23 protein-coding genes are annotated in these 26746 nt (G+C 72.2%); 16 read left to right on the top strand and 7 right to left on the bottom strand.

Features of this window, described 5'->3' with window-relative positions; translation table 11 throughout:
- Positions 1-1852 (bottom strand): putative Ig domain-containing protein (locus TR49_RS20605; RefSeq protein WP_084725142.1); only part of this gene is annotated, 1852 nt, incomplete at its 3' end.
- A 192-nt stretch (positions 1853-2044) separates the two neighbouring features.
- A complete protein-coding gene (locus tag TR49_RS20600; protein WP_042383569.1) occupies positions 2045-3400 on the bottom strand; it encodes a lipase family protein in 1356 nt (451 codons plus the stop codon).
- 165 nt (positions 3401-3565) lie between these two features.
- Here TR49_RS20600 and TR49_RS20595 point away from each other — a divergent pair, with 165 nt between their 5' ends.
- The 4 genes from TR49_RS20595 (at position 3566) to TR49_RS20580 (ending at position 6316) form a co-directional block, all read left to right on the top strand.
- Positions 3566-3943: a YidH family protein gene (locus tag TR49_RS20595; protein ID WP_042383565.1), complete on the top strand. Its 378-nt coding sequence runs from the start codon at positions 3566-3568 to the stop codon at positions 3941-3943.
- 322 nt (positions 3944-4265) lie between these two features.
- On the top strand, positions 4266-5099 hold the full coding sequence (locus TR49_RS20590) for a class I SAM-dependent methyltransferase (protein ID WP_369405329.1): 834 nt from the start codon (positions 4266-4268) through the stop codon (positions 5097-5099).
- Positions 5100-5108: 9 nt separating this feature from the next.
- Positions 5109-5798, top strand: coding sequence for a helix-turn-helix transcriptional regulator (locus TR49_RS20585; protein WP_042383561.1), 690 nt, complete (start codon positions 5109-5111; stop codon positions 5796-5798).
- A gap of 59 nt (positions 5799-5857) precedes the next feature.
- Entirely contained in the window at positions 5858-6316 is a 459-nt protein-coding gene (locus TR49_RS20580; protein WP_042383560.1) for a DUF3291 domain-containing protein, read from the top strand.
- 21 nt (positions 6317-6337) lie between these two features.
- Here the strand turns inward: TR49_RS20580 and TR49_RS20575 are convergent, their stop codons facing one another.
- A complete protein-coding gene (locus tag TR49_RS20575; protein ID WP_042383559.1) occupies positions 6338-8044 on the bottom strand; it encodes a DUF885 domain-containing protein in 1707 nt (568 codons plus the stop codon).
- A gap of 145 nt (positions 8045-8189) precedes the next feature.
- Between TR49_RS20575 and TR49_RS20570 the strand changes: the two genes are divergently transcribed.
- Positions 8190-8600 carry a VOC family protein gene (locus tag TR49_RS20570; protein ID WP_042383558.1) on the top strand — a complete coding sequence of 137 codons (411 nt, stop codon included), beginning with the start codon at positions 8190-8192 and terminating at the stop codon, positions 8598-8600.
- 19 nt (positions 8601-8619) lie between these two features.
- Here TR49_RS20570 and TR49_RS20565 read toward each other — a convergent pair whose 3' ends face one another.
- Complete coding sequence (locus tag TR49_RS20565; RefSeq protein WP_042383557.1) at positions 8620-9240, bottom strand: TetR family transcriptional regulator; 621 nt, start codon at positions 9238-9240, stop codon at positions 8620-8622.
- A 140-nt stretch (positions 9241-9380) separates the two neighbouring features.
- On the opposite strand from TR49_RS20565, the gene TR49_RS44560 reads away from it, so the two are divergent.
- The 10 genes from TR49_RS44560 to TR49_RS20520 all read left to right on the top strand — a co-directional run bounded on the left by TR49_RS44560 (position 9381) and on the right by TR49_RS20520 (position 21607).
- Positions 9381-9536, top strand: coding sequence for a hypothetical protein (locus TR49_RS44560; RefSeq protein WP_169789998.1), 156 nt, complete (start codon positions 9381-9383; stop codon positions 9534-9536).
- Between the two features lie 20 nt (positions 9537-9556).
- Entirely contained in the window at positions 9557-9817 is a 261-nt protein-coding gene (locus TR49_RS20560; protein ID WP_152627372.1) for a DUF4190 domain-containing protein, read from the top strand.
- Positions 9818-9992: 175 nt separating this feature from the next.
- Entirely contained in the window at positions 9993-10412 is a 420-nt protein-coding gene (locus TR49_RS20555) for a DUF7144 family membrane protein (protein ID WP_042383556.1), read from the top strand.
- Positions 10413-10982: 570 nt separating this feature from the next.
- Positions 10983-11246, top strand: coding sequence for a hypothetical protein (locus TR49_RS20550; RefSeq protein ID WP_042383555.1), 264 nt, complete (start codon positions 10983-10985; stop codon positions 11244-11246).
- Between the two features lie 147 nt (positions 11247-11393).
- Positions 11394-12206: an HlyD family efflux transporter periplasmic adaptor subunit gene (locus tag TR49_RS20545; protein ID WP_042383554.1), complete on the top strand. Its 813-nt coding sequence runs from the start codon at positions 11394-11396 to the stop codon at positions 12204-12206.
- Between the two features lie 50 nt (positions 12207-12256).
- The gene (locus tag TR49_RS20540) at positions 12257-14518 is read left to right on the top strand and encodes an NHLP family bacteriocin export ABC transporter peptidase/permease/ATPase subunit (RefSeq protein ID WP_042383628.1); all 2262 of its coding nucleotides are present in this window, start codon (positions 12257-12259) and stop codon (positions 14516-14518) included.
- 166 nt (positions 14519-14684) lie between these two features.
- Positions 14685-17498 (top strand): NHLP bacteriocin export ABC transporter permease/ATPase subunit, encoded by a 2814-nt coding sequence (locus tag TR49_RS20535; protein WP_042383626.1) that lies wholly within the window; start codon positions 14685-14687, stop codon positions 17496-17498.
- A 398-nt stretch (positions 17499-17896) separates the two neighbouring features.
- Positions 17897-18787, top strand: coding sequence for a S1C family serine protease (locus tag TR49_RS20530; protein WP_160311622.1), 891 nt, complete (start codon positions 17897-17899; stop codon positions 18785-18787).
- Between the two features lie 534 nt (positions 18788-19321).
- Positions 19322-20173, top strand: a complete 852-nt coding sequence (locus tag TR49_RS20525) for a lytic transglycosylase domain-containing protein (protein WP_042383553.1) — start codon at positions 19322-19324, stop codon at positions 20171-20173.
- A 186-nt stretch (positions 20174-20359) separates the two neighbouring features.
- On the top strand, positions 20360-21607 hold the full coding sequence (locus tag TR49_RS20520; protein WP_042383552.1) for a permease: 1248 nt from the start codon (positions 20360-20362) through the stop codon (positions 21605-21607).
- Here the strand turns inward: TR49_RS20520 and TR49_RS20515 are convergent.
- Positions 21586-22032, bottom strand: a complete 447-nt coding sequence (locus TR49_RS20515; protein WP_042383551.1) for a globin domain-containing protein — start codon at positions 22030-22032, stop codon at positions 21586-21588. The two genes, TR49_RS20520 and TR49_RS20515, sit on opposite strands and share 22 nt — an antisense overlap.
- Before the next feature lie 244 nt (positions 22033-22276).
- Here TR49_RS20515 and TR49_RS20510 point away from each other — a divergent pair, with 244 nt between their 5' ends.
- Positions 22277-24250 carry a hypothetical protein gene (locus tag TR49_RS20510; protein WP_042383550.1) on the top strand — a complete coding sequence of 658 codons (1974 nt, stop codon included), beginning with the start codon at positions 22277-22279 and terminating at the stop codon, positions 24248-24250.
- A gap of 15 nt (positions 24251-24265) precedes the next feature.
- On the opposite strand, the gene TR49_RS20505 is transcribed toward TR49_RS20510, so the two are convergent.
- Both TR49_RS20505 and TR49_RS20500 read right to left on the bottom strand, forming a co-directional pair.
- Positions 24266-24739, bottom strand: a complete 474-nt coding sequence (locus TR49_RS20505) for a molybdopterin-dependent oxidoreductase (protein WP_236653458.1) — start codon at positions 24737-24739, stop codon at positions 24266-24268.
- A gap of 171 nt (positions 24740-24910) precedes the next feature.
- On the bottom strand, positions 24911-26665 hold the full coding sequence (locus TR49_RS20500; RefSeq protein ID WP_042383549.1) for a DUF1003 domain-containing protein: 1755 nt from the start codon (positions 26663-26665) through the stop codon (positions 24911-24913).
- Between the last annotated feature and the right edge of the window lie 81 nt (positions 26666-26746).

The raw sequence follows: 26746 nt of genomic DNA, 5'->3' as shown, positions 1-26746 counted from the left end.
ACTTGCCCACCGAGTCGGAACCGGAGACCTGCAGCGAGACCGTCGTACCGGCTGTCGTGGTCTGGTTGCCCGGGTTGGTGACCGTGACGGTCTCGGTGTCGCCGGGGCCGATCGTCCAGGTGAACGACGCCGAGCCCGACGCTCCGGTGCTGTCCGTGGCGGTGACGGTCACGTTCGAGGTCCCCGCCGTGGTCGGGGTGCCGGAGATCAGACCGGACGAGGAGACCGACAGACCCGCCGGAAGGCCCGTGGCGGAGTAGGTCAGGGCCGCGCCGCCCGAGTCCGTTGCGCTGATCTGCAGCGACGCCGCGAAGCCGACGGTGCCGTTCTGGTTTCCCGGGTTGGTGACCGTGACGGTGTTGCCACCCGTGGACGTGCCGACGGGAAGCCCGCCGGTGGGGGCGTACATCGCCATGTGGAAGGTGCTCCCGCTGGGAGCCTGGGCCACGGGGATGACCGTGACGGCGTTGCCTCCGGCGAGGACGGAGGTGGAGATGTAGTCGCCGAACATGCGGCCCTGGCTGGTGTTGGGCAGCCAGGCCAGCGTCATCGGACCGGCCAGCTGGACCTGCGGGGTCCAGGTGGTGCCGCCGTCGGTGGAGGAGACGTAGCCCGCGTCGAGCTGGCAGGTGGTGTCCGTGCAGTTCGCGTTCGGGTAGTAGTAGTACGTCAGCCCGATGCGCGCGGTGGCGCCCGAGCTGTTCGGGTCCACCCCGATGCCCGGTGTGAAGTGGTCCACGGTGCTGGTGGCCGCGTCGATCGGCACCCGCACCGGCGTGCTCCACGAAGTGCCGTTGGTGGACGTCGACATGATGATGTCGTTGCTCGGACAGCCGCTGCGGAAGCGGCAGTCGGACCAGACCGCGTAGACCTTGCCGGACGCGTCGATCTCGGCCGACGGCAGCGGGCTCTCGCGCAGCGTGTCGCGCGGGCTCGCCTGCTTGGTGATGTCGGTCGCGGCGTCGTCATCGTCCAGTCCGGCCACCGTGTGGTGGGAGACGGTGGCGATCTGCACGCTGGAGCCCCAACTGGTGCCGCCGTTGGTGGAGACGAAGGAGCGCTCGGCGTTGGAGCTGGCCGAGGAGAACGGCACGACGACGGTGCCGTTCGGCTGCACCACCGGCTGTCCTCCGAGGCCGCTCGGGCTGTCGGACGGACCCAGTTGGGAGCCCCACGTCTGTCCGCCGTCGGTCGAGGTGCGCATGTGCTCGATGTCGCCGGCGCCCGCGTCGTCGTACTCGGTGTAGCAGTGGCCGTAGTACGGGCTGGCCGCGTGGTCGTCGCAGACCGTCCAGTTCTTGTCGTAGGAAGCCCCAGTGGCTACCGCAACAGGGTTGCCCCAGGTGTGGCCGCCGTCGGTGGAGCGGCTCAGCTCCACGTCGACGTCGTTCCCGGAGGTGATGCCCAGCCAGGAGACCATCCAGACGCCGTCCTTGGCGTCGTAGGCCACCGAGGCGTCGCTGACCTGGCCGTACGGGCCGCCGGTGTTGGCCGTGGTGGCGGGCATGAACCCGTGCGTCCAGGTCTGGCCGCCGTCGGTCGAGGTGGCCCAGCCGACGTTGGACGCGCCGCCCCCGGTGACCCGGCCGACCTGGAAGGCGGAGACGATGGTGCTGCCGAAGCTGAACGTGTCCGGCTCGACCTCGGTGGCGTGCTGAGCCTGAGAGTCGGAGTACGGGTCGCTGCTCACCTGGGTGAGAGCCGGGGCGGTGGCCGGGGTCGTGCCGTGGCCGTGGGACGCAGCCGGGGCGAGGGCAGACGCGGGTGTGGCCAGCGCGGGTGCGGCCAGCGCCATCGCGGCGACCAGCGTGCCGGCGAGGGCTAAGGGTCCTTTTCGAGCCAGTCCGGACATGTCTCTCCTGACATGCAGAGCGGTACCGGTGGACGTCGGCCTGCCGCCGACGCGGGACAGGCGCATGCTCGTGCCACCACTGGCGGTGGGGGAAGTTGGCCGTACTGGCGGGAACATGCCAAGTCACATTCACGCCAGGGCCGACGCGTGAGCGGGCGCGACTGAGCCGCGCCCGCTCGGATACCCGTCGGTTCACGAACCCGACGTCGGCACCTCCGGCGCGAGGGAGTTGCCCGCGGCGATGCGGCCGCAGTCGGACGGGGCGGCGTGACCCGCGAAGCGGTCGTTCAGGTAGCCGATGGCGGCCACGGCCCAGGGCACGGCCGTGCCGATGTGGCTGAGCACGTCGAACTGCTGGTAGTCGATCGCGCTGTCGCCGGTGGCGCAGTACTGCCGCGCGAGCGCGCGCACGTCGCCGGCGACCATCACGCCGTCGCCGGTCCCGATGCCGGGGACGTTGCTGAACGTCCCCTCGAAGACGCCTCCGTCGCCCTGGCCGATGTAGCCGGGGATGGTCGGGGTGGCGGCCGAGCCGAGGTTGATCTTGTTCACCGCGTTGACGAAGGCCGGCACCGAGTCGGGGTTCGCATACTGCGGCTTCGCCATCTTCTTCCAGGTCAGCCCGGGGTACTCGCCGATCGCGTTCACGATCGAGCCCTGCTGCAGGCCGTTGTAGACCTTGAGGCCGTAGCTGCTCAGGTACGGCGTGAGGTCCAGGCCGTAGGAGCGGGCCACGCCGATCAGCGCCATGGGGATGACGCCGGACCAGGCCAGCGAGCCGTCCACGTACTTGAGGTTGTGCGCGGGGTCCACCAGCAGGCCGCCCTCGGCGAAGCCGACCAGCTTCCGGTTCACCTCCGGCGCGTACGCCGGGGCCAGGGCGGCCGCCCAGTTCGTGGCGATCGCGCCGCCGGAGTAGCCGATCAGGCCGAAGGCGGTGTCGCCGTCCAGCCCCGTGTCCGCGGCCCTGGTGGCAGCCCGGATCGAGTCCAGCGTGGCGGCCCCGTACTCCGGACCGGCCGCGAAGTCGGCGGACTGCCCCTCGGTGTCCGGGATGACCAGGTTGTAGCCCTGCGCCAGCAGCGGCGCCAGCAGGATGGACTCGGCGTTCGGGATCACGCCGCCCAGGCTGAGGTCGCCCGCGATGGCGCGGGAGGGGCCGTCCTCGGGGTTCAGCGAATCGTAGAACGACTGGTAGGACACGGCCTTGGCGCCGTCACCGCTCAGGCTGCGCACCACCGAGGTCACGTTGGCGACGGCGCGTCCCTGCGCGTCGACCGTGCGGTAGAGCAGCTGAACCACCTTCACCGGCGTCGGCACGCCGAGGATGTGGTACTGCAGCGTCCGCTCCTTCAGCACGTCTCCGGGCGCGAAGGAGTCGAGGGGCCGACTGCCGTCATAGCTGTAGAACGCGTCGCTCGCCGCGGCCGTTGTCGCGGCTCCGGCCTGTGCGGCGGTGGCGGCCTGCGCGGCGACGGCCGGGGTGACGGCGACGGTCGTCGCCGCGACGACGGCGGTGGCCAGGAGACGGGCGGCTCTTCTGGGCATAAGTCCCCCAGGGATCGTGAAACGGATCACACATGGACCTGACGCCCGAGTAAGTTACCGTGCGGTAAACGCAATGCCCAGAGGTACGACAGGAATTTCCCCTCACCGGGTGATAGGGATGGATCCCACGGGCGCGGCACGGCACCGAGCAGCGGGAGCACCGAGATGGCTACGCCGGATCCGAAGGATGCGGAGCGACCCTGGTGGGAGCAGGGCGAGGAGCCGGACTACCGCGCCACCCTCGCCAACGAGCGGACCTTCCTGGCCTGGACCCGCACCTCGCTCGCCCTGCTCGCGGGCTCGCTGGCCATCCTCCCCCTGGGCGGCGTCGCACCCTTCCGGCTCCGGCTCGCCCTCTCCGCCTACCTCATCACCCTCGCCATGGCCACCGCCGTCACCGGCTACGTCCAGTGGCGCCGCCGCCAACACCGCATGCGGCTCCGCCGCCCCCTCGGCCACTCCGTCTGGCAGGCCGCCCTCCTCCTCGCCTTCCTCCTCCTCGGCGCCCTCGTCTGCGCCGTCGTCGCCACCGGCTCAGGCTGAACACCGTCCCGCCACCCCCATGCCTACGCCATAGTGCTCACATGATCGGACGTCTGTTCTCTCTCGTCATCGACTGCCCCGATCCCTCCGAGCTCGCCTGCTTCTACGAGAGCCTGCTGTCGCTCTCACGAGTGGAGGACACGGCCGTTACGTCGTACTCCAGCCCATCGGCGATCGGGTGTACGCCGACCCGGTCGGGCACCCCTTCTGCCTCGTGACACGCGAAGGCGTGGTTCCCGGCGAGTGACATCGCACCCTGCGGGAAAGGCAGGATGGTCAGGAACGACTCGCTGAAGACGGCTCTCGCGGGAGGTACGGCACGGTGGCGGAGGAGACTCGGCAGGACGGGACCGGGATGCGCGCCGCGGTGCGGGAGGTGTACGGGCCCACGGATCTGAGTGCGCAGCCGATGTTCGCCGGAGGGTTCATCAACTTCGGCTACTGGCGGGGGGTCGACCTCGGGCTCCCGCTCGGTGAGGCGGAGCGGGTGCGGAGTCAGGAGGATCTCTACCGGCGGGTGCTGGACTCCGCCGGGCTGCCGCAGGAGCCGGTGGTGCTGGAGGTGGGCTGCGGTCTCGGGATGGGGTGCGCGGTGACGCTGCGGGAGTACGGACCCACGGCGGTGACGGGGCTGGACATCCATCCGGAGCAGCTGCGGCGGGCGCGCGAGACGCACGCCGAGCTGTTGCGTGCGGAGCGCGGCCGGCTGCGGTTCGTCCAGGGCGCGGCAGAGCGGATGCCGTTCGGGGACGGCGAGTTCGACGCCGTGCTGAGCGTCGAGGCCGCCCAGCACTTCCCCGACCTCGCCGCCTTCGCGGCGGAGACGGCGCGCGTGCTGCGGCCCGACGGCCGCGCGGCGGTCACCAGCTTCTTCACCGTGGACGACGTGCCCGGCCGGCCCGAGGAGCTGGCGACGCTGCTGCCCACCTTCGCCGACGGTCTCGACATCGCGCGGCCGGTTGCCGCTCTCGCGGACGCGTTCACCGCGGCCGGGCTCGCGGACGTGCGCGTCGAGTCGATCGGCGCGGACGTCTGGCCCGGCTGGGATCTCTGGCTCAGCCGCTGGTGGGCGGCGGACACCTGGCCGCGCAACTTCCGACGGGCCTACGAGGGGCGGGTCCTGGACTACTTCGTCGTCACCGCGCACCGACCGTAGACTCGTCCGATGACCGACCCGCTGCACGAGCCCGAGCACCCCGAGCGCCCTGAGGACGCCGAGGACGCGGCGCTCGCCGCGCTGGGAGCCCTCGGCGATCCGGTGCGGCGCAGGCTCTACCGGTTCGTCGCGGCCGCGCCCGACGCGGTCGGGCGGGACGCCGCGGCCGAGGCCGCCGGAATCTCGCGCTCGCTCGCCGCCTTCCACCTGGACCGGCTCGTCGAGACGGGGCTGCTGGAGACGGTCTTCCGGCGGCTCTCGGGCCGGTCCGGCCCGGGCGCCGGGCGTCCCGCCAAGCTGTACCGGCGGGCCGGGCGCGAGCACACACTGTCGCTGCCCCCTCGCGCCTACGACGCCGCCGGCCGCCTGCTGGCGGAGGCGGTGGAGCGCGCCGGGCTGGACCGCGAGCTGCAGGCGGTCGCCCGCGAGCGCGGGGCGGAGCAGGCGACGGGCGACGCCGTCGAGACGCTCCGGGCGCACGGCTACGAGCCGTTCCGGGAGGCGGGCGACGAGGACGTGGTGCGGCTGCGCAACTGTCCGTTCCACTCTCTCGCCGAGGAGTTCCCGGCGCTGGTCTGCGGGATGAACCTGGCACTGGTCGAGGGGCTGGTCGCCGGGCCGGACGGGGCGGCGGACCGGTGGTCGGCGGAGATGTCACCGGGTCCAGGACACTGCTGCGTCGCCCTTCGAAGGGTCTGACGAGTTTCTAAAAACAAATCTCATTGACGATAGAGCAAGGGTGCCGTCATCCTTGCTCCATGACTGGCTTTCATCTCGCGCAGGTCAACATCGGACGCATCGTCGGCCCGATCGACGGACCCGAGCTCGCGGGCTTCGTGGCGGAACTGCCCGCGATCAACAAACTCGCCGAGGAGTCGCCGGGCTTCGTCTGGCGCATGGTCGACGACGACGGCGCGGACGCCACCGCGCTGCGGCCGGACGGCGCCGACGACCTGCTGCTGGTCAACTGTTCGGTCTGGGAGTCGGTCGAGGCGCTGCGCGACTACGTCTACCGCAGCGACCACCTGCGGGTGCTCAGCCGGCGCCGCGAGTGGTTCACCCGGATGACCGAGGCGCACCAGGCCATGTGGTGGGTCCCGGCCGGCCACCGGCCGACCGTCGCCGAGGCCATGGAACGCATCGCCGTGCTGCGCGAACACGGCTCGGGGCCGGATGCGTTCACCTTCCGTGACCCGCATCCGGCCCCGACCGCCTGAGACAGGCTCGGCTCGGCCGCGTCAGAGCACGGCGAGCTGGTCCGTCAGGTCGTCCAGACCGAGGGAGCCCTGGCGGATGGCGGCCATGTGCCAGGCCTTGAGGTCGAAGGCGCTCCCCTGGCGGGTGCGGGCCGCCTCGCGGCCGGCGAGCCAGGCGCGTTCACCGAGCTTGTAGCCGATGGCCTGGCCGGGGCGGCCGAGGTAGCGGAGGATCTCGCTGTCCCGGGCCGCCGGCGGCATGCCGACGTAGTCGTCCATGAAGTCCGTGGCCAGCTCCGGGGTCCAGCGCTCACCAGGGCGGAACGGGGAGTGGGCCGGGATCGCCAGCTCCAGGTGCATGCCGATGTCGACGATCACCCGGACGATGCGCATCATCTGCTTGCCCAGGTAGCCGAGTCGGCGCGCCGGGTCGGTGAGGAAGCCCAACTCGTCCATCAGGCGCTCCGCGTACAGGGCCCAGCCCTCGACATTGGCGCTGATCTTGCCGAGCGTGACCTGGTAGCGCGAGAGCCGCTCCGCCTCCGCCGCCCAGGAGGCGATCTGCAGGTGATGGCCCGGGACCCCCTCGTGGTACCAGGTGCTGACCAGCCGCCAGGTGTGGAACCGCTCCTGCGCGTCGCCGTTGGCCAAGGGCAGGTAGGTGCGGCCCGGGCGGCTGAAGTCCAGGCTCGGGCCGCTGTAGTAGGGCGCGGCCGCGCTGCCGGCCGGTGCGATCCGGGTCTCCACGCGGCGCAGCGGTCCGGCGATGTCGAAGTGGGTCCCGTCGAGGGCCGCGATCGCGTCCTCCATGATCTGCTGGAGCCACGCCCGCATGGCTTCGGCCCCCTGCACGATGTGGCCGTGCCGGTTCAGGTGCTCCCGCGCCTCCCGCACCGTCGCGCCGGGCAGCACGCGCTCCGCCTCCGCGCGCAGCTCGGCCCAAACGCGGTGGAACTCCTCCCAGCCCCAGGCGTAGGTCTCGGCCGGATCGATGTCGGAACCGGTGAACTGACGGGCCCACACCAGGTAGCGCTCCCGGCCCACGGCGTCCGGGGTGCCCTGCGCGGCGGCCGCGTAGTCCGTGCGCAGCCAGTCCCGGAACCCGGCGACCGCCTCCGTGGCGGCACGGGCCGCGGCGTCGAGCTCCGGGCGGAGCGGCGCAGGGGCGGGCTCGACGAACTCGGCGAACCAGCCGGCGGTGCCGCTCTCCTCGCCGGTCCACTCGGTCAGCTGGGCGGCGAGCACCTCGGCCTGCCGGGGTGCGGCCAGCAGGCCGCGCTTGACGCCTTCGACCAGGGTGGCCCGGTGGCCCTCCAGTGCGGCGGGGAGCTTGCGCAGCCGCCCGAGCACGGGAATCCAGTCCTCCTCGGTGACGGTGGGCATCTGGGTGAGGATGCCGCGCAGCTGGTGCGCGGGGGCGTGGAGGTTGCGCACCGCGCGGAAGTGCTCGCCCGCGTCGTGCACCTGCAGCTCGGAGGTGAGCCGCTCGCGCAGCAGCCGGGTGCAGACCTGCTCGGCCGGGTCCGCGGCCGCGTCGCCGGGGAGTGCGTCCAGTCGCCGCAGCGCGTCACGGGCCAGGTCCGCGAGCGCGTCGCATCCCTGCGGCGAGAGGTCCGGCATCCGGTCGTCGGTCGGGTCCAGCCCCAACCAGGTGGTCACGCCGGGGTCCAGGGCGGCGACGCGGGCGACGTGGTCGTCGGCGACGCGGCGCGCAGTGGTCGCCGCCGCGTTCGTCGGTGTGCTGCTCATGGGCGTGGTCCCCCCGAGGTGCTGACATGTCCGGTGTCGATCATCCTGCTCGATGCGCGGCGGTTCGGGAATACCGCCCCCGGCTGGTGTAGACCCGACAGCGTCAGCGTTCCCGCACCGCGACCAGCTCCGGAGGTGGATCCCGATGGCCATCGCGACGTCCCGGCAGAAGATCACCACGTTCCTCATGTTCGAGGGCCGCGCCGAGGAGGCGATGGGCTTCTACACCTCGCTGTTCGACGACGGCGAGGTGGTGTCCGTGGACCGCTACGGCCCGGACCAGGACGGCCTGGAGGGGACCGTGCGGCATGCCCTCTTCTCCCTGGCCGGGCAGTCGTTCATGTGCATCGACAGTCCGGCCCGGCACGCCTTCGGCTTCACGCCCTCGGTCTCCCTGTACGTCCGGTGCGACAGCGGGGAGGAGATCGACCGGCTGTTCGGACAGCTTGCCGAGGGCGGGCAGGAGCTGATGCCGCTCGGCTCCTACGGGTTCAGCACCCGGTTCGGCTGGGTGAACGACCGGTTCGGCGTCTCCTGGCAGCTCAACCTCGGCTGAAAGCGGGCCGACGCTCAGCTCAGCCCGAAACCCAGTGCCGCCGCCCGACGCTGATCAGGCGCAGCTGGCGGCGGGCCGTCGCGGTGATCTGCCGTTCCGTCTCGGCGTCGGCCTGCTGCAGGGCCGCCGCCGTCAGCACCATGTGGTCCACGTACAGTTCGGCGACCATCCGGACGTCCGCCGCGCCCCAGCCGGCCGAGACCGGCTGGGCGGCCAGCGCCTGCGCCACCTCCTCGGTGAAGCGCTCCAGCTCGGCCGCGATCGCCTCGCGGACCGGGGCCACTCCGCCGAACCGCTCGCGCGCGACGAAGCGGACGTGCGCACGGTGCTCGCGGACGTGATCGGCGATCACCCTGACCGCGTGGTCTATCAGCTCCTCCGGCTCGCCCTGCTCCTTGAAGGCGGCGCGGACCATCTCGTGCAGGCTGGCGAGCGCCTCCTCGACGAGGGCGACCCCGAGATCGGCGAGGTCGCGGAAGTGCCGGTAGAAGCCCGCCGGTGACATCCCGGCCTCGCGGGTGACCTCGCGCATGCCGAGGCTGGAGAAGCTCTGGTGCTCCAGCAGGTGCAGGGCCGCGTCCATCAACGCGCGGCGCGACTGCTGCTTCTGGGCCTGCCGGACCCCTGTCGTGTGACTCACGCCATTGAGTAAACAACTGTTTGCTGAAATTCGCCACCCGGCGTAGACTGGCGAAGTCAGCGAACAGTTGTCATCACAAGTGTTCGCTGAAAGTTCACGCCGTCTGCACACTCCGCCAGAGACCAGAGAAGAGCCTCGCCGTGAGTCTCCTTTTCGCCCTCGCCGCCCTCAGCCTGCTGCCGGGCGCGGCCTTCCACACCGACACGTCCGTGCTCGCGACCGGAGCGGCCGCGATCGCCGCCTGGCTGCTCGCCTTCGGCGCCCGCGAGCGCCTCGCCCGCCGCAAGCAGCACTGACCAGCGACCCGGAGCAACCCGTGGACACCCTCACCCAACGTCAACGCACCTTCGACGCCGACCAGATGGCCGTCGCGTCGTTCATCCTCGGCCTGCTCGGCCTGCTCGTCTTCAACCTGGTGCTCGGCCCGTGCGCGATCGTGCTGGCCACGATCGCGCTGGTCCGCCGCACCGGCCGGCCGGTCCGCGCCGGCCTCGGCATCGCGCTGGGCCTGGCCGACCTCGCCGTGCTGGCCGCGTCGGTCGCGACCACCCCCGGCATGATCTGGCACGTCGCCTGACCCGAGCAGTCCGCTGACCCGAGCAGCCCCGTCGGGGCCCGGTGATCCTCCGATCACCGGGCCCCGACCGCGTTTCGGGCGGCTCCCCCGAACGGCCCCGTCCGGTCGCTCCGCGCCGGTCCCTCACGGAGGCTGACCCGAGACGACCTCGGGCGAGCTGCGAGGAGGCAGGCAGATGACCACACCGACTCCGACCCAGGGAAAGGGCGCGCACGAAGGCCGGCTGGCCGCCGGCGCCGTCGTGTTCGCGGCGGTGCTGCTGCTGGTCGGCGGGGTCCTGGGGGTGCTGGAGGGCGCCTCCGCGGTCTCCAAGGACAAGGTGTACGTCGCCACTCCGCACTACGTGTACCAGTTCAACCTGACCGGCTGGGGCTGGGTTCACATCGTGCTCGGCATCCTGGCGATCCTCGCCGGCGTCGGCCTGCTCGCGGACCGGACCTGGGCGCGCTGGGCGGGCATCGGCATCGCCGGGCTGAGCCTGATCGCCCAGTTCCTGTGGCTGCCGTACTACCCGTTCTGGTCGATCGTGATGATCGCGGTCGACGTCTTCGTCATCTGGGGCCTCACCAGCCACCGCCGGGTCAGCGACTTCTGACGCGGAGGCTTTGAGCCCCGGCCGAGCACGACGGCCGGGGCGGCCCCCGCCCACTGAGGCGCGGGCGGGCGTTCCGGGCCCCATCCTCGCCAAGCCGGTCGGTGGTCGGGTACCACCGGCCGGAGGGCCGCATCTCCGCCGATCGTCGGTTCCGAGGACGCCCGCGGCCCGGGCATGCTGGGCCGATCCGGCGGGTGGCCCGCCGATTGCTTCGCGGAATCTTCACGAGGGCCACCGGCCCCGGCAGACTCCGGACGGCTCCTCAGTTCGTCCGTATCTTCTTCGCGTTGGGTACACGTGTGCCCTTATCGGACACACCGCGCCCTCCGGGACATCACAGAACGAACGCAACAGCGCCACCTTGTTCGCATTCGTTCACGGCAGCCCCATCATTCCGCCGAATTCGCAAACGGGTCCGCCCACGAACCGACTCGAACGTTCACAATAAAACCCGGCCACCCCGAGTGGACATATACGAGCGCTGGCTGGTTGGATCATGCCAAGAAAGGGGCGGGCATATACCCGTTCCCGCTACTGGAAATGCTCAGAGCATTGAGAGGAAAAACACTCATGCGCAGCGACTTCACGCCGCAGGTCGAGACCCGTGAGATCGACGACACCGACCTGGACGGCGTGGCCGGTGGCCTCGGCCTCAGCGCCGGTGCCGGCGTGCACGGTGTCGGCGGCCTCGGCGTTCACGTGTCCGGCATCTCGGACGCGCTGAACGGCGTCGGCTCCGTCCTCCCGGTCGGCGGCCTGGTCTCCGAGGTCACCGGCCTGGCCGGCATGACCGGCACCGTCAGCAACCTGACCAACGTGGTCACGGGTATCTGATTTCTGGATATCCACGCCGAGCTGAACGGTTCGGGATCAGGCCCTGGGACTACGCGTTCCGGGGCCTGTATCGCGCCCTTTTTCATTCCGGCGCAATTCGGCGCCGCGGATTCAAGAGACTGAGCAGTCCGAGGAAAGAAACACCCTGTGCAGTTCCGGCAGCAGGCGCTGGCCAAACAGCAGACGCCCGACGAACTCGACGTGCCGGCACAGCTGGCCCGACCGCAGGGCCGTCTCGTGCTCCTGGTCACGGCGGTGGTGGTGGCGGCCGCCGCCGTCTGGGCGGTGACCGGAACGGTCTCCACGAAGGTGAGCGCGCCCGGCATCCTCTTCCACGCCGAGGGCAGCTACACCCTGCAGAGCCCCGTGGCCGGCCAGGTGGTCGCGGTCTACGCCAACGCGGGCGACACCCTCGCCGCCGGGGTCCCCCTGTTCGGCGTCCGCACGGGCACGAGCCAGAAGGTCCAGACCGTCAGAACGGTGTCGGCGGGCCGGATCACCGCGCTGGCCGCCCCGCTCGGCTCGGTCGTCGCGACCGGCTCCGAGCTCGCCACCGTCGAACGCGTCACCAGCCCCGACGAGCCGCTCGTCGCCGTCCTCTACGCCTCCGCGACCACCGCCGCGTCGATCCCCGTCGGCGCGGACGTGGACCTGACAGTCCAGTCGGTGCCCGTGCAGCAGTACGGGCTGCTGCGCGGGAGGGTCCTGTCGGTCGGCCGCAGCCCCGAGTCGCAGCAGCAGATCGCCGGCTTCCTCGGCAGCGCCCAGCTCGCGCAGGCGTTCACCGCGCAGGGCGAACCGGTGGCGGTGGTGGTCCAGTTGGAGCGGTTCGGCAGCAGCAGGTCCGGCTACGCCTGGTCCACCACCCAGGGCCCGCCGTACCAGCTTCAGTCCACCGAGCTGGTCAGCGCCGCCGTGCACCTGGCCGGACAGCACCCGATCGATTGGATCCTGCCGTGAGCGGACGACGCGCCGCCGCCCCCAACCCGCGTGCCGCGGACCGCCGCGCGGTGAACCCGCGTGCCGCGGGCCGCCCCACCGCGAACGGCCCGGCAACGAACCGCCGAGCGGCGAAGGGCCGGGGCCGAGCGCGCCCCGCGGCGGGCCCCGCCAAGCGGCAGAGGACCGTGCGCACCCCCACCGTGCTGCAGATGGAGGCGGTGGAGTGCGGCGCCGCCGCGCTCTCGATGGTGCTCGGGCACTACGGACGGCACGTGCCGCTCGAGGAGCTGCGGATCGCCTGCGGCGTCTCCCGGGACGGCTCCCGCGCCAGCAACGTGCTGAAGGCCGCGCGCGGTTACGGCCTGACGGCCAAGGGCATGCAGATGGAGCCCGCGGCCCTGGCCGCCGAGGTGCGCACGCCCGCCATCCTGTTCTGGGAGTTCAACCACTTCGTCGTCTACGAGGGCGCCGGCCGACGCCTGGGCAGGCGCGGCGTGCAGCTCAACGACCCCGCGCGCGGCCGCCGGTTCGTCGACGAGGAGGACTTCGACTCCAGCTTCACCGGTGTGGTGTTGACCTTCGAGCCGGGCCCGCAGTTCCGGCCGGGCGGCAAGCGGCCGGGCGTGCTGAGCGCCCTGCCCGCGCGGCTGCGCGGAACCAAGGGCACCACGCCCGCCGTCCTCGCGGCCAGCCTGCTGCTGGTCGCCGTCGGCGTGGCGATGCCCGCGCTGAGCCGCACCTACATCGACTCCTTCCTGATCGGCGGCCAGACCGCGCTGCTGCCGGTGCTGTTCGCGGCCATGGCGACGCTGGTGGTGCTGACCGGCGTGCTGACCGCCGTCCAACAGGCCAACCTGCTGCGCGGCCGGATGATCGCGTCCACGCTCAGCAGCGCCCGCTTCCTGCGTCACCTGCTCCGACTGCCGGTGGCCTTCTTCACCCAGCGCAACCCCGCGGACCTCGTCCAGCGCCTCCAGTCCAACGACTCCGTGGCCGAGACGCTGGCCAGGGACCTCTCCGCGGTCGGCGTGGACGCCGTCGTGGTCGTCCTGTACGCCGTACTGCTGTGGACGTACGACCCGCAGCTGACCGTGCTCGGCATCGGCATCGCGCTGCTCAACGTGGTGGCGCTGCGGGTGGTGGTCCGCATCCGCGGCACCGGCGTGCAGAAGCTGCGCGCCGACGGCGCGCGGCTGACGAACACCTCCTACAGCGGGCTCCAGCTGATCGAGACGATGAAGGCCACCGGCGGCGAGACCGGGTACTTCCGACGCTGGGCCGGCCTGCACGCGATCACGCTCGTCGGCGAGCAGCGTCTCGGCGTGCCGAGCGCCGCGCTGAGCATCGTCGCGCCCACCCTCTCCGCGCTCAACGCCGCGCTGATCCTGCTGATCGGCGGGCTGCGGGCGGTCGAGGGCCAGATCTCGATCGGCCTGCTGGTCGCCTTCCAGGCGCTCGTGGCCAGCTTCACGGCCCCGGTCACCCGGCTCAACGGGGTCGCCGGACGCGTCCAGGACTTCACCGCCGACATGGCCCGGCTCAAGGACGTCGAGAGCTTCCCCGCCGACGCGCGGCTGACGAGCTCGCGCTCGGTCGCAGGCGCGCGCCGGCTCAGCGGCCATGTGCGGCTGGAGGACGTCACCTTCGGCTACAGCGCGCTGGACCAGCCGCTGCTGAAGGGCCTGACCCTCGACGTCGGCCCCGGCCGTCAGGTCGCCCTGGTGGGCGGCTCGGGCAGCGGCAAGTCCACGGTGTCCCGGCTGATCTCCGGTCTCTACCAGCCGTGGGAGGGCGAGATCACCATTGACGGACGGCGGCTCACCGACATCCCGCGCAGCTCCCTGGCCGCCTCGGTCTCCTTCGTCGACCAGGACGTCTTCCTCTTCGAGGGCACGGTCCGCGACAACGTGGCGCTCTGGGACCCCTCCCTGTCCGACGAGGCCGTCACCGCCGCGCTGCGGGACGCGGCGGTCCTCGACGCCGTCTCCCGGCGTCCCGGCGGCATCCACAGCCGGGTCGAGCAGGACGGCCGCAACTTCTCCGGCGGCCAGCGCCAGCGGCTGGAGATCGCCCGCGCCCTGGTGCGCCAGCCCAGCGTGCTGGTCCTCGACGAGGTGACCAGCGCCCTGGACGCGGAGACCGAACAGACCGTCATGGACAATCTGCGCCGTCGCGGCTGCGCCTGCGTGGTGATCGCGCACCGGCTCAGCACGGTGCGGGACAGCGACGAGATCATCGTGCTGGACCGCGGCGTCGTCGTCGAGCGCGGGCGTCACGAGGAACTGGTGGCGGCCGCAGGGCCCTACGCCCAGCTGGTCAGGGAGCACTGACGTGTCGTTCGGCGAATCCCCGCAGTTTCCGCAGGAACCGCAGGATCCCCAGGCCGGGTGGTCCACCGGGCAGATCGCGCACGTCGCGCAGGAAGCGCACGGAGCGCAGGCGTACCCGCAGGGCTACGTCCAGGAGTCCGCACGGCCGCGGCCCGGCGACGACGGGGTGCTCGCCGCGCTCGGCGGCCTCGGCACGCCCGTCGACTGCACCGGCGTGCGGAGGCTGCCGCTGGAGGGCCCGCACGTGGTGTGGCTGGTCATCGCCGGAGCGATGGATCTGTTCGCCGTGGACGCGCTGTTCGAGGGCCGCTGGCACTTCCTCGGCCGCCTCGGCGCGGGCGCGCTGCTGCCCGGACCCGTCGACGGGCCGCGTCACACCGTGGTCGGCCGACCCCAGGCGGGCTGCGTGCTGCGCCGGATCCAGCTGCGGGAGCTGATGTTCGCGCCCCAGTACGCGCCGGACTGGGCGCACTACGGCGCACAGGGGATGCTCTCCCCGCTGGAGGACGCCTTCGCCCGCGGCATCGGACGCAGCCTGCGGCTGTTCTTCGAGGCCCGCGCGGGCGGCGGCTCGGCCGGTCCCGACGTGGTGATGGACGACCTGGGCGAGGACATGCAGTGGCTCTCGCTGCACCCGGGCAGTCTGGTGCACGGCGGCGTCTACAGTCAGGAGACGGCCGGGGACCTCTTCGTCGACCCGGCCGCCTGGCAGCAGCTGGTGGACCAGCAGAGCCGTCTGCTGTTCGCCCTGGACCGGTGGATCGACCAGCTGGAACGGGCCTTCGAGGACCGGGCCGAAGCCGGGGTGAAGGCCGGCGACGCGGCGCGCGCCCGCGCCGACCAGGCCCTGCTCACCTCCCTCCAGCGCGCAGGCCGGGACGGCTCGACACCGGCCGCCGCGGGCGGCGGCCCCGGTCTCGACGACGTGACCCTCGCCGCCTGCCGGATCGTGGGCGCGGCCGCCGGGATCACGATCACCACGCCCACAGGCGGCGGAACCGCGTCCGACCGGCTCTCGCCGATCGAGCGGATCGCGGTCGCCTCCCGCTTCCGCACCCGGCAGGTGCGGCTCCAGGGCCGCTGGTGGCGCCAGGACGCCGGGCCGCTGCTCGGCTTCCGGTCGGCGTCCGGCACGCCCGTCGCGCTGCTGTGGCGTCGCGGCGGATACGAGTCGGTGGACCCGCTGGGCGAGCGGCGCACCCGGATCCGCGAGGAGAACGCGGACCAGTTCGAGCCGTACGCCGTGCTGTGCTACCGGCCGCTGCCCGAAAAGCCGCTCTCCGCCTGGCGGTTGCTGCGCTTCAGCGTCCGCGGCACCCGCCCGGACCTGCATCGGCTGGTCGTCAGCGGGCTGGTCGCGGTGGTACTCGGCACCCTGGTGCCGATCGCGACGGGGCAGGTGCTCGGCGACTACGTGCCGAACGCCGAGACCGACCTGATCGTGCAGACCTCGCTGGCGATCGTCGCCACCACCGTGGTGTCGGCCGCGTTCATGCTGATGGAGAACCTCTCCATCCTGCGCCTGGAGGGCCGCGTCGAGGCCACCCTGCAACCGGCGATCTGGGACCGGCTGCTGCGGCTGCCCACCCGGTTCTTCGCCGGACGCTCGACGGGCGAGCTGGCCTCGGCCGCGATGGGGATCAGCGCCATCCGTCGCCTGCTGTCCGGGGTCAGCACGGTGGTCGTCCAGGCGGGCACGGTCGGTCTGGTCAACCTCGTGCTGCTGCTCTGCTACAGCGTCCCGCTCGCCCTGGCCGCCGTCGGGATGCTGGTCGTGATCGCGGCGGTCTTCCTGGCCCTCGGCCTGTGGCAGGTGCGCTGGCAGCGGCGGCTGACCGTGCTCAGCAACAAGCTCAACAACCAGGCCTTCCAGACCCTGCGCGGGCTGCCCAAGCTGCGCGTCGCCGCCGCCGGGGACTTCGCCTACGCGGCGTGGGCGGGCGAGTTCGCCCGCAGCCGCGAGATGCAGCGGCGGGTGGGCCGGATCAAGAACCTGATCACCGTCTGCAACGCCGTCTACCTGCCCGTCTGCATGCTCACGATGTTCATGCTGCTGGCCGGCCCGGCCCGGGGCAGCATCTCGGCGAGCAGCTTCCTCACCTTCAGCACCTCGGTGACGATGGTGCTGACCGCGGTCACCCAGCTCACCGGCTCGCTGCTGTCGGTGGTCTCCGCGCTGCCGCTGTTCGAACAGATCAAGCCGGTCCTGGAGGAGGTGCCCGAGGTGCGCGGCGGCAGCGCCGTGCCGGGCCCGCTGTCGGGCGGGATCGAGGCCCGCGACCTGTCCTTCCGCTACACCGAGAACGGGCCGCTGGTGCTTGACGACGTGTCCTTCCGGATCGAGCCCGGCGAGTTCGTCGCCGTGGTCGGGGCGAGCGGCAGCGGCAAGTCGACGCTGCTGCGGCTGCTGATCGGCTTCGATCGCCCTGGGTCGGGCGCGGTCCTCTTCGACGGCCAGGACCTCGCCTCGCTCGACCAGGCGGCGGTGCGCCGCCAGTGCGGTGTGGTGCTGCAGCACGCCCAGCCCTTCAACGGCTCGATCCTGGACTGCATCCGCGGCACCGAGCCGCACAGCATGGAGGAGGTCTGGGAGGCGGCGGCGATGGCCGGTCTCGCCGACGACATCAAGGCCATGCCGATGGGCTTGCACACGGTCCTCTCCGACGGCGGCGGCACCGTCTCCGGCGGCCAGCGGCAGCGCCTGATGATCGCTCAGGCGCTGGTCCGCCGCCCCCGCATCCTGCTCTTCGACGAGGCCACCAGCGCGCTGGACAACGAGACCCAGCGGATCGTGATCGAGAGCACCCGGCGGCTGCACGCCACCCGTGTCGTGATCGCCCACCGGCTGTCGACCGTGCTCGACGCCGACCGGGTCCTGGTCATGGCCGGCGGCCGCATCGTCCAGCAGGGACCGCCCGCAGCCCTCCTCGCCGACACCTCCGGCCCCTTCCACCAGCTGGCCCGCCGACAGATGCAATAGGGCCCGGATGCAGTAACCGCGGTGGTTCCGGTGACTGCCAAGGCGCTCTCATGAGACCGGGCGCTTCATGAGAAAGGCCTTCAAATCGACTCCTCCCACGCGTGACGTTCCCGCCCACCGGGCACGGATCTGTCAGGCAATGGAGGCGCGCCGAGCACGGAGGTGGCGCCATGAGGTGGAACGCAGCAGGAATGGCGGCCTGCGGGATAGCCGTGTCCCTGGGCGTCGCCGGATGCACGCTCGGGGCTTCCTCGACGGCGACGTCGCCCACGCGGTCGTCCTCACCGTGGACGGTTCCCTCGACGTCCCCGTCGTCGGGGTCGGGGTCGCTGGGGGCGGCGGGTTCGGGCACGACGACCCGGACGCTGGCGCAGGTCGCGGCGGGCAGCGTCGACCTGGTGAGCGAGCAGGGACTGCAGGGCACCGAGGCCGCGGGCACCGGCATCGTGCTGACCTCGGACGGCATGGTCCTCACCAACAACCACGTGATCAACGGCGCCACCTCGCTGACCGCTGTGGACATCGGCAACGGCCACAGCTACGGCGCGTCCGTGATCGGCTACGACCGCAGTCACGACCTGGCACTGGTCCAGCTGCACGGCGCCTCCGGCCTGCAGACCCTCAGCCTGGCCTCCGGCACCCAGGTCTCCGTCGGCGACGCGGTCACCGCTCTCGGCAACGCCGGCGGGCGCGGCGGGCAGCCCAGCCAGGCGGCCGGTTCGGTCACCGCGCTCGACCAGCGGATCACCGCCACGGACGAGGGCTCCGGCAGCTCCGAACAGCTCAGCGGCCTGATCCAGGTCGACGCGCAGATCGAGGCCGGGGACTCCGGCGGTCCACTGGTGAACGCCCAGGGCCAGGTGATCGGCATCGACACCGCCGCCTCGGTCGGCTACCAGTTCCAGAGCGCCCCGACCGAGGGCTTCGCCATACCGGCCACCCAGGCGGAGAGCACCGCCGAGGCGATCGCCGCGGGCCACGCCTCCTCGACCGTGCACATCGGCGCAACGGCCTGGCTGGGCGTCGGGGTCGGCACCGCGAACCAGTACTCGTCGACGAACGGCGCCGCCGTCGTCCAGGTCGTGCCCAACTCTCCCGCGGACCGCCTGGGACTGCTCGCGGGCGACGTGATCACCTCGGTCGACGGCGCCTCGGTCCCCGACCCGAACACCTTGACCGCGCTCCTGGGCCAGCACCACCCGGGCGACACCGTCACGCTCGGCTGGACCGACTCCGGGGGCCAGGCCCAGTCGGCCCGGGTCGTCCTCGGCAACGGCCCGGCCGGATGAGACGGCGGGGACGAACGGGGCCTTTGAGGACATAGGGGCTGCCGAAACGGTTGTGACTCGTGAGGCAGCAGAGACTGCCGGGACAACTGTGGTGAAGCCCCACCGATCGGGACATCCCGACCCCTCCGATGGTCAGTGCACGGCCGGTCCTTCGGGAGACCCGGCAAGGAGGCCGCCCCCGCCGTTCGGCGGGGGCGGCCTCCGGCCTTCCGAGGGGTCAACAACCCCACCAGTAACGCTGAGACGCAGGTCACGGGCCTGTTGTGGCGCGCCCCACTTACTAGCGGTAACCCTTGCTCCGTTTGTGAAGCCCGTGTGAGTGTTCACGAGGCAGGCGGTCAGAGAGCCTGCCGGGAGCGCGGCGACCGGTGCACAGAGCGCCGACCTGTCAAACGCCGAGCCGCTCCCCTGCTCGGTCGGGCGAAGCCCGATGTCGCCGTGTGCGGGACCCCACTCGTAGCGACGCCGTTCTCGGCGCTCGCCGGGGATTCGTGCGCCCTCGGCCTCGGGCAGTTCCGACGACATTGGAGTGACATGCGACCCCGCATCCGCCTGAACCTCGTGCAGCTCAACAAGCGTCTCGCCGCGACCCGCCTGAACCGGCGCGTCACCGCCGGCATCGGCGCCGCCCTGCTGGTCACCGGCGCCGCTACCGGCACCGCTGTGGCCCTCACGGGCAACGACTCCGGCTCCACCCACACCGCCGCCGCGGCCAGCACCGTCGCCGCCGCGCGTCCCACCACGGACAGCGCGAACCGCTCCGAGCAGCGCGCCCCGCTGGCCAGCCAGTCCGCGGACGCGGCCAAGGCCGCCGCCGCGGCGAAGGCCAAGGCGGACGCCGAGGCCAAGGCCAAGGCTCAGGCTGCCGCCCAGGCCGCCGCCAAGGCGAAGGCCGACCAGCAGGCCAAGGCCGCCGCCGCCGCGAAGGCGAAGGCCCAGCAGGAGGCCCAGGCCAAGGCTGCCGCCCAGGCGAAGGCCGCCGCGCAGGCGAAGGCCGCTGCCGCCGCCAAGGCCGCCGCCGCCGCTGCCGCCGCCAAGGCCGCGCAGCCGGTCTACGCGAACAACCTGAGCGGCTGGATCGCCGAGGCGCAGGCCATCCTGGCCGCCCACGGGGACCACGTCCCGCCGGCCGCCGCCATCCAGGCGCGTGCCATGACCGAGTCCTCCGGCAACCCCCTCGCCGTCAACAACTGGGACTCCAACGCCGCCGCGGGCACCCCGTCCGAGGGTCTGATGCAGACCATCGTGCCGACGTTCGACGCGTACGCGCTGCCGGGTCACACCGACATCTGGAACCCGGTCGACAACATCGTCGCCGCGGTCCGCTACGCGAACGCCACCTACGGCGCCTTCGAGAACATCGCCTACGGCACCCAGGGCTACTGATCCCGTAGCACTACCCCAGCGGCGGCTTTCATCCCTGTCCGCGCCGCTGGACCAAGGCCGCTCCCGCCTCGTGCGGGGGCGGCCTTCTCGCGTCCACGCGACCCTGGGATCCTTGAAACATACCCCCCAGGGGTATAGAACGGTGGTCGGCTCGCACCCACACCGTTCCGCGGAGATGATCACACCATGTCGGTCGTTCACGCCGTGCTCCACGCCCTGTCCATCGCTGGCTCGATGACCTGGGCGATCACCTGGGCCCTGATCCTCGGCTTCCTGCTGTCGGCGATCGTCCAGGCCGTGGTGCACAAGGAGACGGTGGCCCGGCTGATGGGCGACGACCGACCGCGGACGCTGGCCGTCTCCTCGCTGCTGGGCATGGCGTCCTCCTCCTGCTCCTACGCGGCCGTGGCGCTGGCCCGCTCGCTCTTCCGCAAAGGAGCGAACTTCACCGCGGCGATGGCCTTCGAGATCGCCTCGACCAACCTGGTGATCGAACTCGGGGTGATCCTCGCGCTGCTGATGGGCTGGCAGTTCACCCTCGCCGAGTTCACCGGCGGGCCGGTCATGATCGTGGTGCTGGCCCTGCTCTTCCGGCTCACCCTGCGCAGCCGCCTGCTGCGCGACGCCCGCGCGCAGGCCGACCGCGGGCTCGCCGGCTCGATGGAGGGTCACGCGGCGATGGACATGTCCGTGAGCGGCGAGGGCTCCTTCTGGAGGCGGCTCCGCTCGCCCCGCGGCGTGACCTCCGTCTCCCACGTCTTCGTGATGGAGTGGGCGGCGATCCTGCGCGACCTGGTACTGGGCCTGCTGATCGCCGGGGCCATCGCGGCCTGGGTGCCCGACTCCTTCTGGCAGCACTTCTTCTTCGCCGGGCACCCGCTGCTGTCCAAGATCTGGGGTCCGCTGGTCGGCCCGGTCGTGGCGCTGGCGTCCTTCGTCTGCTCGATCGGCAACGTGCCACTGGCGGTCGTGCTGTGGAAGGGCGGCATCAGCTTCGGCGGCGTGGTCGCCTTCATCTTCGCCGACCTGCTGATCCTGCCGATCCTCAACATCTACCGGAAGTACTACGGCCGACGGATGGCGCTGTACCTCGCGGCGACCTTCTACGCGGCCATGGTGGTCGCCGGCTACACCGTGGAGCTCATCTTCGGCGGACTGGGGCTGGTCCCGGACCAGGCCGAGGCGAAGATCCCGACGGACGGCGTGAGCTGGAACTACACCACGTACCTCAACATCGCCTTCCTGCTGGTCGCCGCCGCCCTGGTGATCCGCTTCCTGCGCACCGGCGGCCGCGCGATGCTCGGCATGATGGGCGGCTCGCCCGACGCCATGGACCACTCGGGGCTGCACGCGGGCCAGCACCGATCGGGCCAGCACCATTCGGGGCAGCACCATTCGGGGGACGCCGGACCCTACGACGGCCACGGGGCGTGAACCGGCAGCGGCAGACCCGGCGGAACGTCCTCCGCCGCCCGCGGATAGGCGTCCATCACCGCGATCATCTCCGCGAACCAGTCGGTGAGGGCCTGCCGGAGCCCGGGGGCGTCCGGCAGGTCCGCGTCGTCGAGCGCAGCGGTGAAGCACGCGAGCGCCCGGCCGTCGAGATCCTCGTGCTCGCCGCAGCCCGCGTGCAGACGCTGCACGTGGCTGTGGTCCGCGATGCGTTCGCTGTAGTCGCGCGGCCCGCCCAGCGCCTCGGTCCAGTACGCCGCCAGCCGCTCGACGTGCCGGGGGTGGATCGGGCGGGAGAACGGGTGACTCGCCACAGGGTCGGCCAGGCAGCGCCGGTGCCACGCGTCCGCGAGGCGGAGCACCGCCGCCCGTCCGCCGAGCGCGGCGTAGAGGCTGCTCTGCGTCATGCCTCCATCGTCCGCCCCCTCGCCCGGTCGCGCTCCCGGTTGACGGATCCGGGCGACCGATCCGCCGGCCGATCGCCGACGATGCGTCAGCAGACCCGTGCGGACGGTGATCGACGGCCCCCGTGAGGGCCGCACGAGGGGCCGCGTTCGTGTCGGCGGGGACGCGGCCGACGCTCCGCAGGCCGTTACCCCTATCGTGGGTGCCCACCGCCCACGTCACCGACTCAGCCAGGGACCTCCGCTTATGACCCTCGCTTCCGTCCACAGCACCAGCACCCTCCCGTCACCGCTCTTGTCGCCCGAAGCCCGGGAAGACCTGAACCGCTACGCGGAGGCCGGCGGGTTCACCCTCCGGGCCGAGACCCACCCCTGGTACGCCGCCTTCGCCTCCGTATCCCGTCTGGACGAGGCGCGTGCCGCGTCCACCGTCCTCGCCGAGCTGCGCGGCCACAACGTCCCCGACCTCCAGCAGGCCGCGGAACGTCTCGCCACGCTGCCCGACCTCGCCACGCCCACCACGGTCCGCGAGACGGCCACCGCCGTCGCCCTGCTGCTGCGGGTCCGCAGCACGCTGGAGGTCCTGCGCCCCGAGGCGTACGCGGCCGAGGCCGACACGCTCGACGCGCTGCTCGCCGCCACGGCCACCTCCGGGTGGCGCGCGGAGCGCGGGGTCAGCCAGTCCTGGTGGCAGCGCACCCGCCTCGCCCGTCGCGCCCGCTCCCTCACCGCGGCGCGCGGCGCCCGCCGCGGTGAGCTCCACGACGCGCTCGCGGAGACCGCGGCGACCCGCACCGAGTGGGCGGCCCTGACCGGCACCGACGCCCACCCCGCGCTCCCGGGCGACGCCACCTTCCTCGACGCCGCGGGCCCCGCGGCGGAGGCAGCCCTCACCGGCCTGGACCAGCTCACGGCGCTGGTGCGCGCCGAGTCCGAGACCGTCCTGGCGGATCTCCCCTTTGCCGAGCTGGTCTCCCTGCTCGACCAGCTCGCCAGCGACGAGGGCACCCTCTACCGCCTCCCCCGCCTCCGCGAGCTCCACGACTCGCTGACGGCCCAGGGCCTGGGCGAGCTCCTGTCCCAACTCACGGACCAGCAGGCCGATGTGACGGCCACCGCCGCCATCATCGCCCAGCGCACCGCCCTGGACCCGGACGCGGAAGCCGCCCTCGCGGCTCCCCCGGCGGCCACCCCGGAGGAGGACGCGGAGGTCTCGGCAGAGGCCGAGGCGGAACCGACCGTCGACGTCGAGCCGGAGCTCGCGGCGGACGCGGACGCCGACGCGGTCGAGCTGGACGCCGAGGCCATCACGGAGCCGGTGGTGGACACCGGGGTTGAGACCGAGTCGGCCACCGACATCGAGCCGGAGCTCGAGACCGAGCCCGTCGCGGACACCGCCGTGGAGCCGGAGGCGGAGGTCGAGGCAGAGCTGATCGCCGACACCGAGCCGGTGTCCGAGGCTGAGCCCGTCGCGGACGCCGATGCCGAGGCCGTCGCAGACGCCCCGGCAGGCACGGAGCCCGCGCCCAGCGTCGAGGTGGTCACGCCGACGGAGACGGAGCCGCAGGCTCTCATCGACGCCCAGCCCGATGCCGAGCCGGTCGCCGACGCCACCGTCGAGGTCGAGGCCACCGCCCAGGCGGAGCCGATCGCCGAGGCCGTCGTGAGCGCCGAGGCAGACGCGGAGCCGGCGCCCAGCGTCGAGGTGGTCACCCTGGCCGAGACGGAGCCGCAGGCTCTCGTCGACGCCCGGCCCGACGCCGACGCGGAAGCCGACACGACCGCCCAGCCCGACGCCGAGCCGATCGCCGAGGGCGGGGTCAACGTCGAGGCCACCGCCCAGGCGGAGCCGATCGCCGAGACGGAGCCGCAGGCTCTCGTCGACGCCCAGCCCGCCACCGACGCGGAAGCCGACACGACCGCCCTGCCCGACGCGGAGCCGATCGCCGAGGTCGAGGTCGAGGTCGCGGACCAGGCGGAGGTTGTCGCTGAGGCCGTGCCTCGGGTCGTTGTCGGGAAGCCGGACTTCACGCCCGGGAAGCCGGTGACGGCGTACTCCGCCGAGCAGCTGGAAGCTGTCGTGCGGTGGATCGACGGGGACGGCGTCGACCGCACCGACGACGAGCTGCTGCGGGCGGCGATGAAGGAGCTCGGGTTCTCGCGGCTCGGGCCGAGGATCAAGGAGGCCCTCGGCGTGGCCGTCGCCGCCGCGCGGGGCTGAGCAGGAGCAGGTCCGTCAGTGGGCGGCGGCGTAGCCGCCGTCCACGTGGACGGAGACGACGTGCTGGATGCAGCGCGTGCCGCAGTGGTCCTGCGGGACCACCAGCTGGGGGCCGTCCAGGTCCATCGCCACGCCGTCCACCGTCACCGCGAGCAGGACCGGGAACGCGGAGAACTCGGGGTCGATCTCGGCCCAGGAGAGCAGCGCGCGGTGGCCGTCCGCGCCGCGGACGCAGACGAGGAAGCGGGCCCGCTCCTTCCGCGCGGTCGGCCCGAAGCGGGGCTCGGCGTCGCGCAGGACGTCGTACAGCAGCGGGCCGGCGAAGGTGTGCCGCTGTGTGCCGTTGGTCGCACAGGCGAAGTCCGCGCTGGTGGTGTGCTCGGTCCACACACGCAGATCGGCGGCGGTCAGCTGTCTCGGACGTCCCAGGTCCCCGGTCATCGTGATCCGGCCGGGGACGATCGCCTGGGTGGGCAGCGAAGAGTGCAACGGTGGTCACCTCCAGTCGGCGGCCGCCCCGGCCGCCGACCGAACGTTGCCCCGGCGGGCCCCCACCGACACCAGGCCCTTGCACCTGCCAGGGCAACAGCCAGGAGCAGCCCGCATCTGCCAGCTGAAACCCGCTCTCGTCTTCCCATGTGAGATGGGATGGGTACGGCGTCAGCCGTCCAGCCGGGTCGCGCGTGCCACCGCCTCCATCGCGGCCGCCTCACGCGGCGTGCGCGGACGCGCGCCGAGACCGAAGAACCCGCCCTCGTTGTTGGACTCGGCGACCACCGCAGCGATCTCGTCGAGGAACGCGCGGAAGCCCGCCAGCTCGGCGGGGGCGACGCGGGCGACGATGCTCGTCGCCGTGTGGATGGCGTGCAGCGCGGGCTTCTCGTAGTCGGCGTACCGGGTGTCCGCCCGCAGACCGGTGTCGAAGGTGCAGGCGGCAGCCAACTCGCGGATGAGGCGCTGAGGGTGACTGACGCTCGCCTCCCGCAGCAGCTGGACCATGGCGACGATCTCGTCCGCGTCGACGTCGCCCTCCGCGAGGGCGGTCAGCACACCGGAGGCCGTCAAGGCCTGCTGCAGCGCCGCCCAGTCCGCCGGGAGGAAGTCCAACTCCCCTGCCCCGTCCGGCCCGACGCCGGTGCGCAGCACCTGGAAGCCGACGTCGGCCAGTACCGTCGGCAGGTAGCGGACGGCGTCGACGGCCTGTTCCCTGGCGCGGTCGGAGAGTCGGTCCCACGACGGGAGGCCGTCGAGCTGCCGGGCGTCCTGCTGTTCGCGCAGCCGGTGCTCGTGTTCCAGCCGGGCCAGCACCTGCGCCTCGTGCTCCTCGAAGGCGAGCAGCCCGGCGCCGTTCCCCTCGTCCAACGCCTGGGGTGCGGCCGTTTCCGGGGTGGGGAACATCAGGCAGCCGATCGCGGCCAGGCTCTCGCCGACCCTGCGCGCGTGGCGGCGGCCGGCCTCCCGGGACTCCTCCGGCAGTTCGTGCCAGGGGCGCAGCGACGGCCGGACCACCAGTTCCAGCGTCGCGTCGGCCCGCGCCTGCATCCGGCTCTGGTGCAGCGCCTGCGCGAGGTGCTCGGCGACCTGGGCGGAGGTGTAGTCGGACAGGCTGTCGATGACGCGGTCCTGAGCGACCAGCCGCGCCTTCATGCGGCGGCACTCGTGCAGGATGGCCTCCGCGTCGAGGAACGTCTGCTCCGAACGCCGGTCCCCAGCCAGGCTCAGCACCTTCTGCCCGACCATGATCACGATCATGAAGACCAGCTGGGCGAAGGTGGACAGGAAGCTCATGAACGCGAACGGGTAGGGATCGAAGTGCTGCAGGCCGAACTCGGCCAGGCCGATCCACACCACCTGGGTGCCGGCGGCGACGTAGAACGCCGCCATGCTGCCCAGTCGCTGGGTGAGCCAGGCCGCGATCCGCCCGTTGACGCCGACGACCTGGTCGATCGCCTGCGGCGGGGGCTGCACGCGGTGCCGGCGGATCCACGGGTGCGGGCTCGACTCCAGCAGGCTGGCGCCGCGGCCCAGCGCCCGGTCGTGCCGGTCGAGATGGGCCTGCAGGTCGGCGACCTGCGCGAAGATCGTCTCCGCGTGCTCGTAGGTCTGCACGGCACGGCGGTCGGCCGCCATGCCCAGCACCCGCTGGCCGACCAGGATCACCGCGCACAGCACGAGCTGCAGGACGTTGTTGACGAACAGCAGGAAGCCGAACGGGTAGGGGTCCACCCGGTGCAGCGGCCCCCAGGTCGCCAGGATCATCCAGCCGGAACAGAAGATCAGCGTGAGGTAGAGGGCGGGCATCGAGCCCACCCCCTGGGTCAGCGCGGCCGCGATGGCGCCGTTGACGCCCACCCGCTCGTCGGAGATCGTGACCGGCTGCCTGGACAGGCCGGTCTCCCTGCCGACTTCACTCACGCGCGCTCCCGAGGTAGTCCGAGGATCCGTCGCCTGCAATCTATCCGCAGGCAGCACGGCCCCGGCGGCCGCACCTCGGTG

Origin of the sequence: Streptacidiphilus melanogenes (genome assembly GCF_000787835.1) — a bacterium.
Lineage (GTDB): Bacteria > Actinomycetota > Actinomycetes > Streptomycetales > Streptomycetaceae > Streptacidiphilus > Streptacidiphilus melanogenes.
This window is presented reverse-complemented; position numbering and strand designations above follow the sequence as displayed.

Coding starts and splice junctions, on each gene's coding strand:
- TR49_RS20510 (WP_042383550.1), top strand. CDS start 22,277: ATGACCCTCGCTTCCGTCCACAGCACCAGCACCCTCCCGTCACCGCTC.
- TR49_RS20600 (WP_042383569.1), bottom strand. CDS start 3,400: ATGCCCAGAAGAGCCGCCCGTCTCCTGGCCACCGCCGTCGTCGCGGCG.
- TR49_RS20575 (WP_042383559.1), bottom strand. CDS start 8,044: ATGAGCAGCACACCGACGAACGCGGCGGCGACCACTGCGCGCCGCGTC.
- TR49_RS20520 (WP_042383552.1), top strand. CDS start 20,360: ATGTCGGTCGTTCACGCCGTGCTCCACGCCCTGTCCATCGCTGGCTCG.
- TR49_RS20515 (WP_042383551.1), bottom strand. CDS start 22,032: ATGACGCAGAGCAGCCTCTACGCCGCGCTCGGCGGACGGGCGGCGGTG.
- TR49_RS20555 (WP_042383556.1), top strand. CDS start 9,993: ATGACCACACCGACTCCGACCCAGGGAAAGGGCGCGCACGAAGGCCGG.
- TR49_RS20525 (WP_042383553.1), top strand. CDS start 19,322: ATGCGACCCCGCATCCGCCTGAACCTCGTGCAGCTCAACAAGCGTCTC.
- TR49_RS20580 (WP_042383560.1), top strand. CDS start 5,858: ATGACTGGCTTTCATCTCGCGCAGGTCAACATCGGACGCATCGTCGGC.
- TR49_RS20585 (WP_042383561.1), top strand. CDS start 5,109: ATGACCGACCCGCTGCACGAGCCCGAGCACCCCGAGCGCCCTGAGGAC.
- TR49_RS20550 (WP_042383555.1), top strand. CDS start 10,983: ATGCGCAGCGACTTCACGCCGCAGGTCGAGACCCGTGAGATCGACGAC.
- TR49_RS20570 (WP_042383558.1), top strand. CDS start 8,190: ATGGCCATCGCGACGTCCCGGCAGAAGATCACCACGTTCCTCATGTTC.
- TR49_RS20595 (WP_042383565.1), top strand. CDS start 3,566: ATGGCTACGCCGGATCCGAAGGATGCGGAGCGACCCTGGTGGGAGCAG.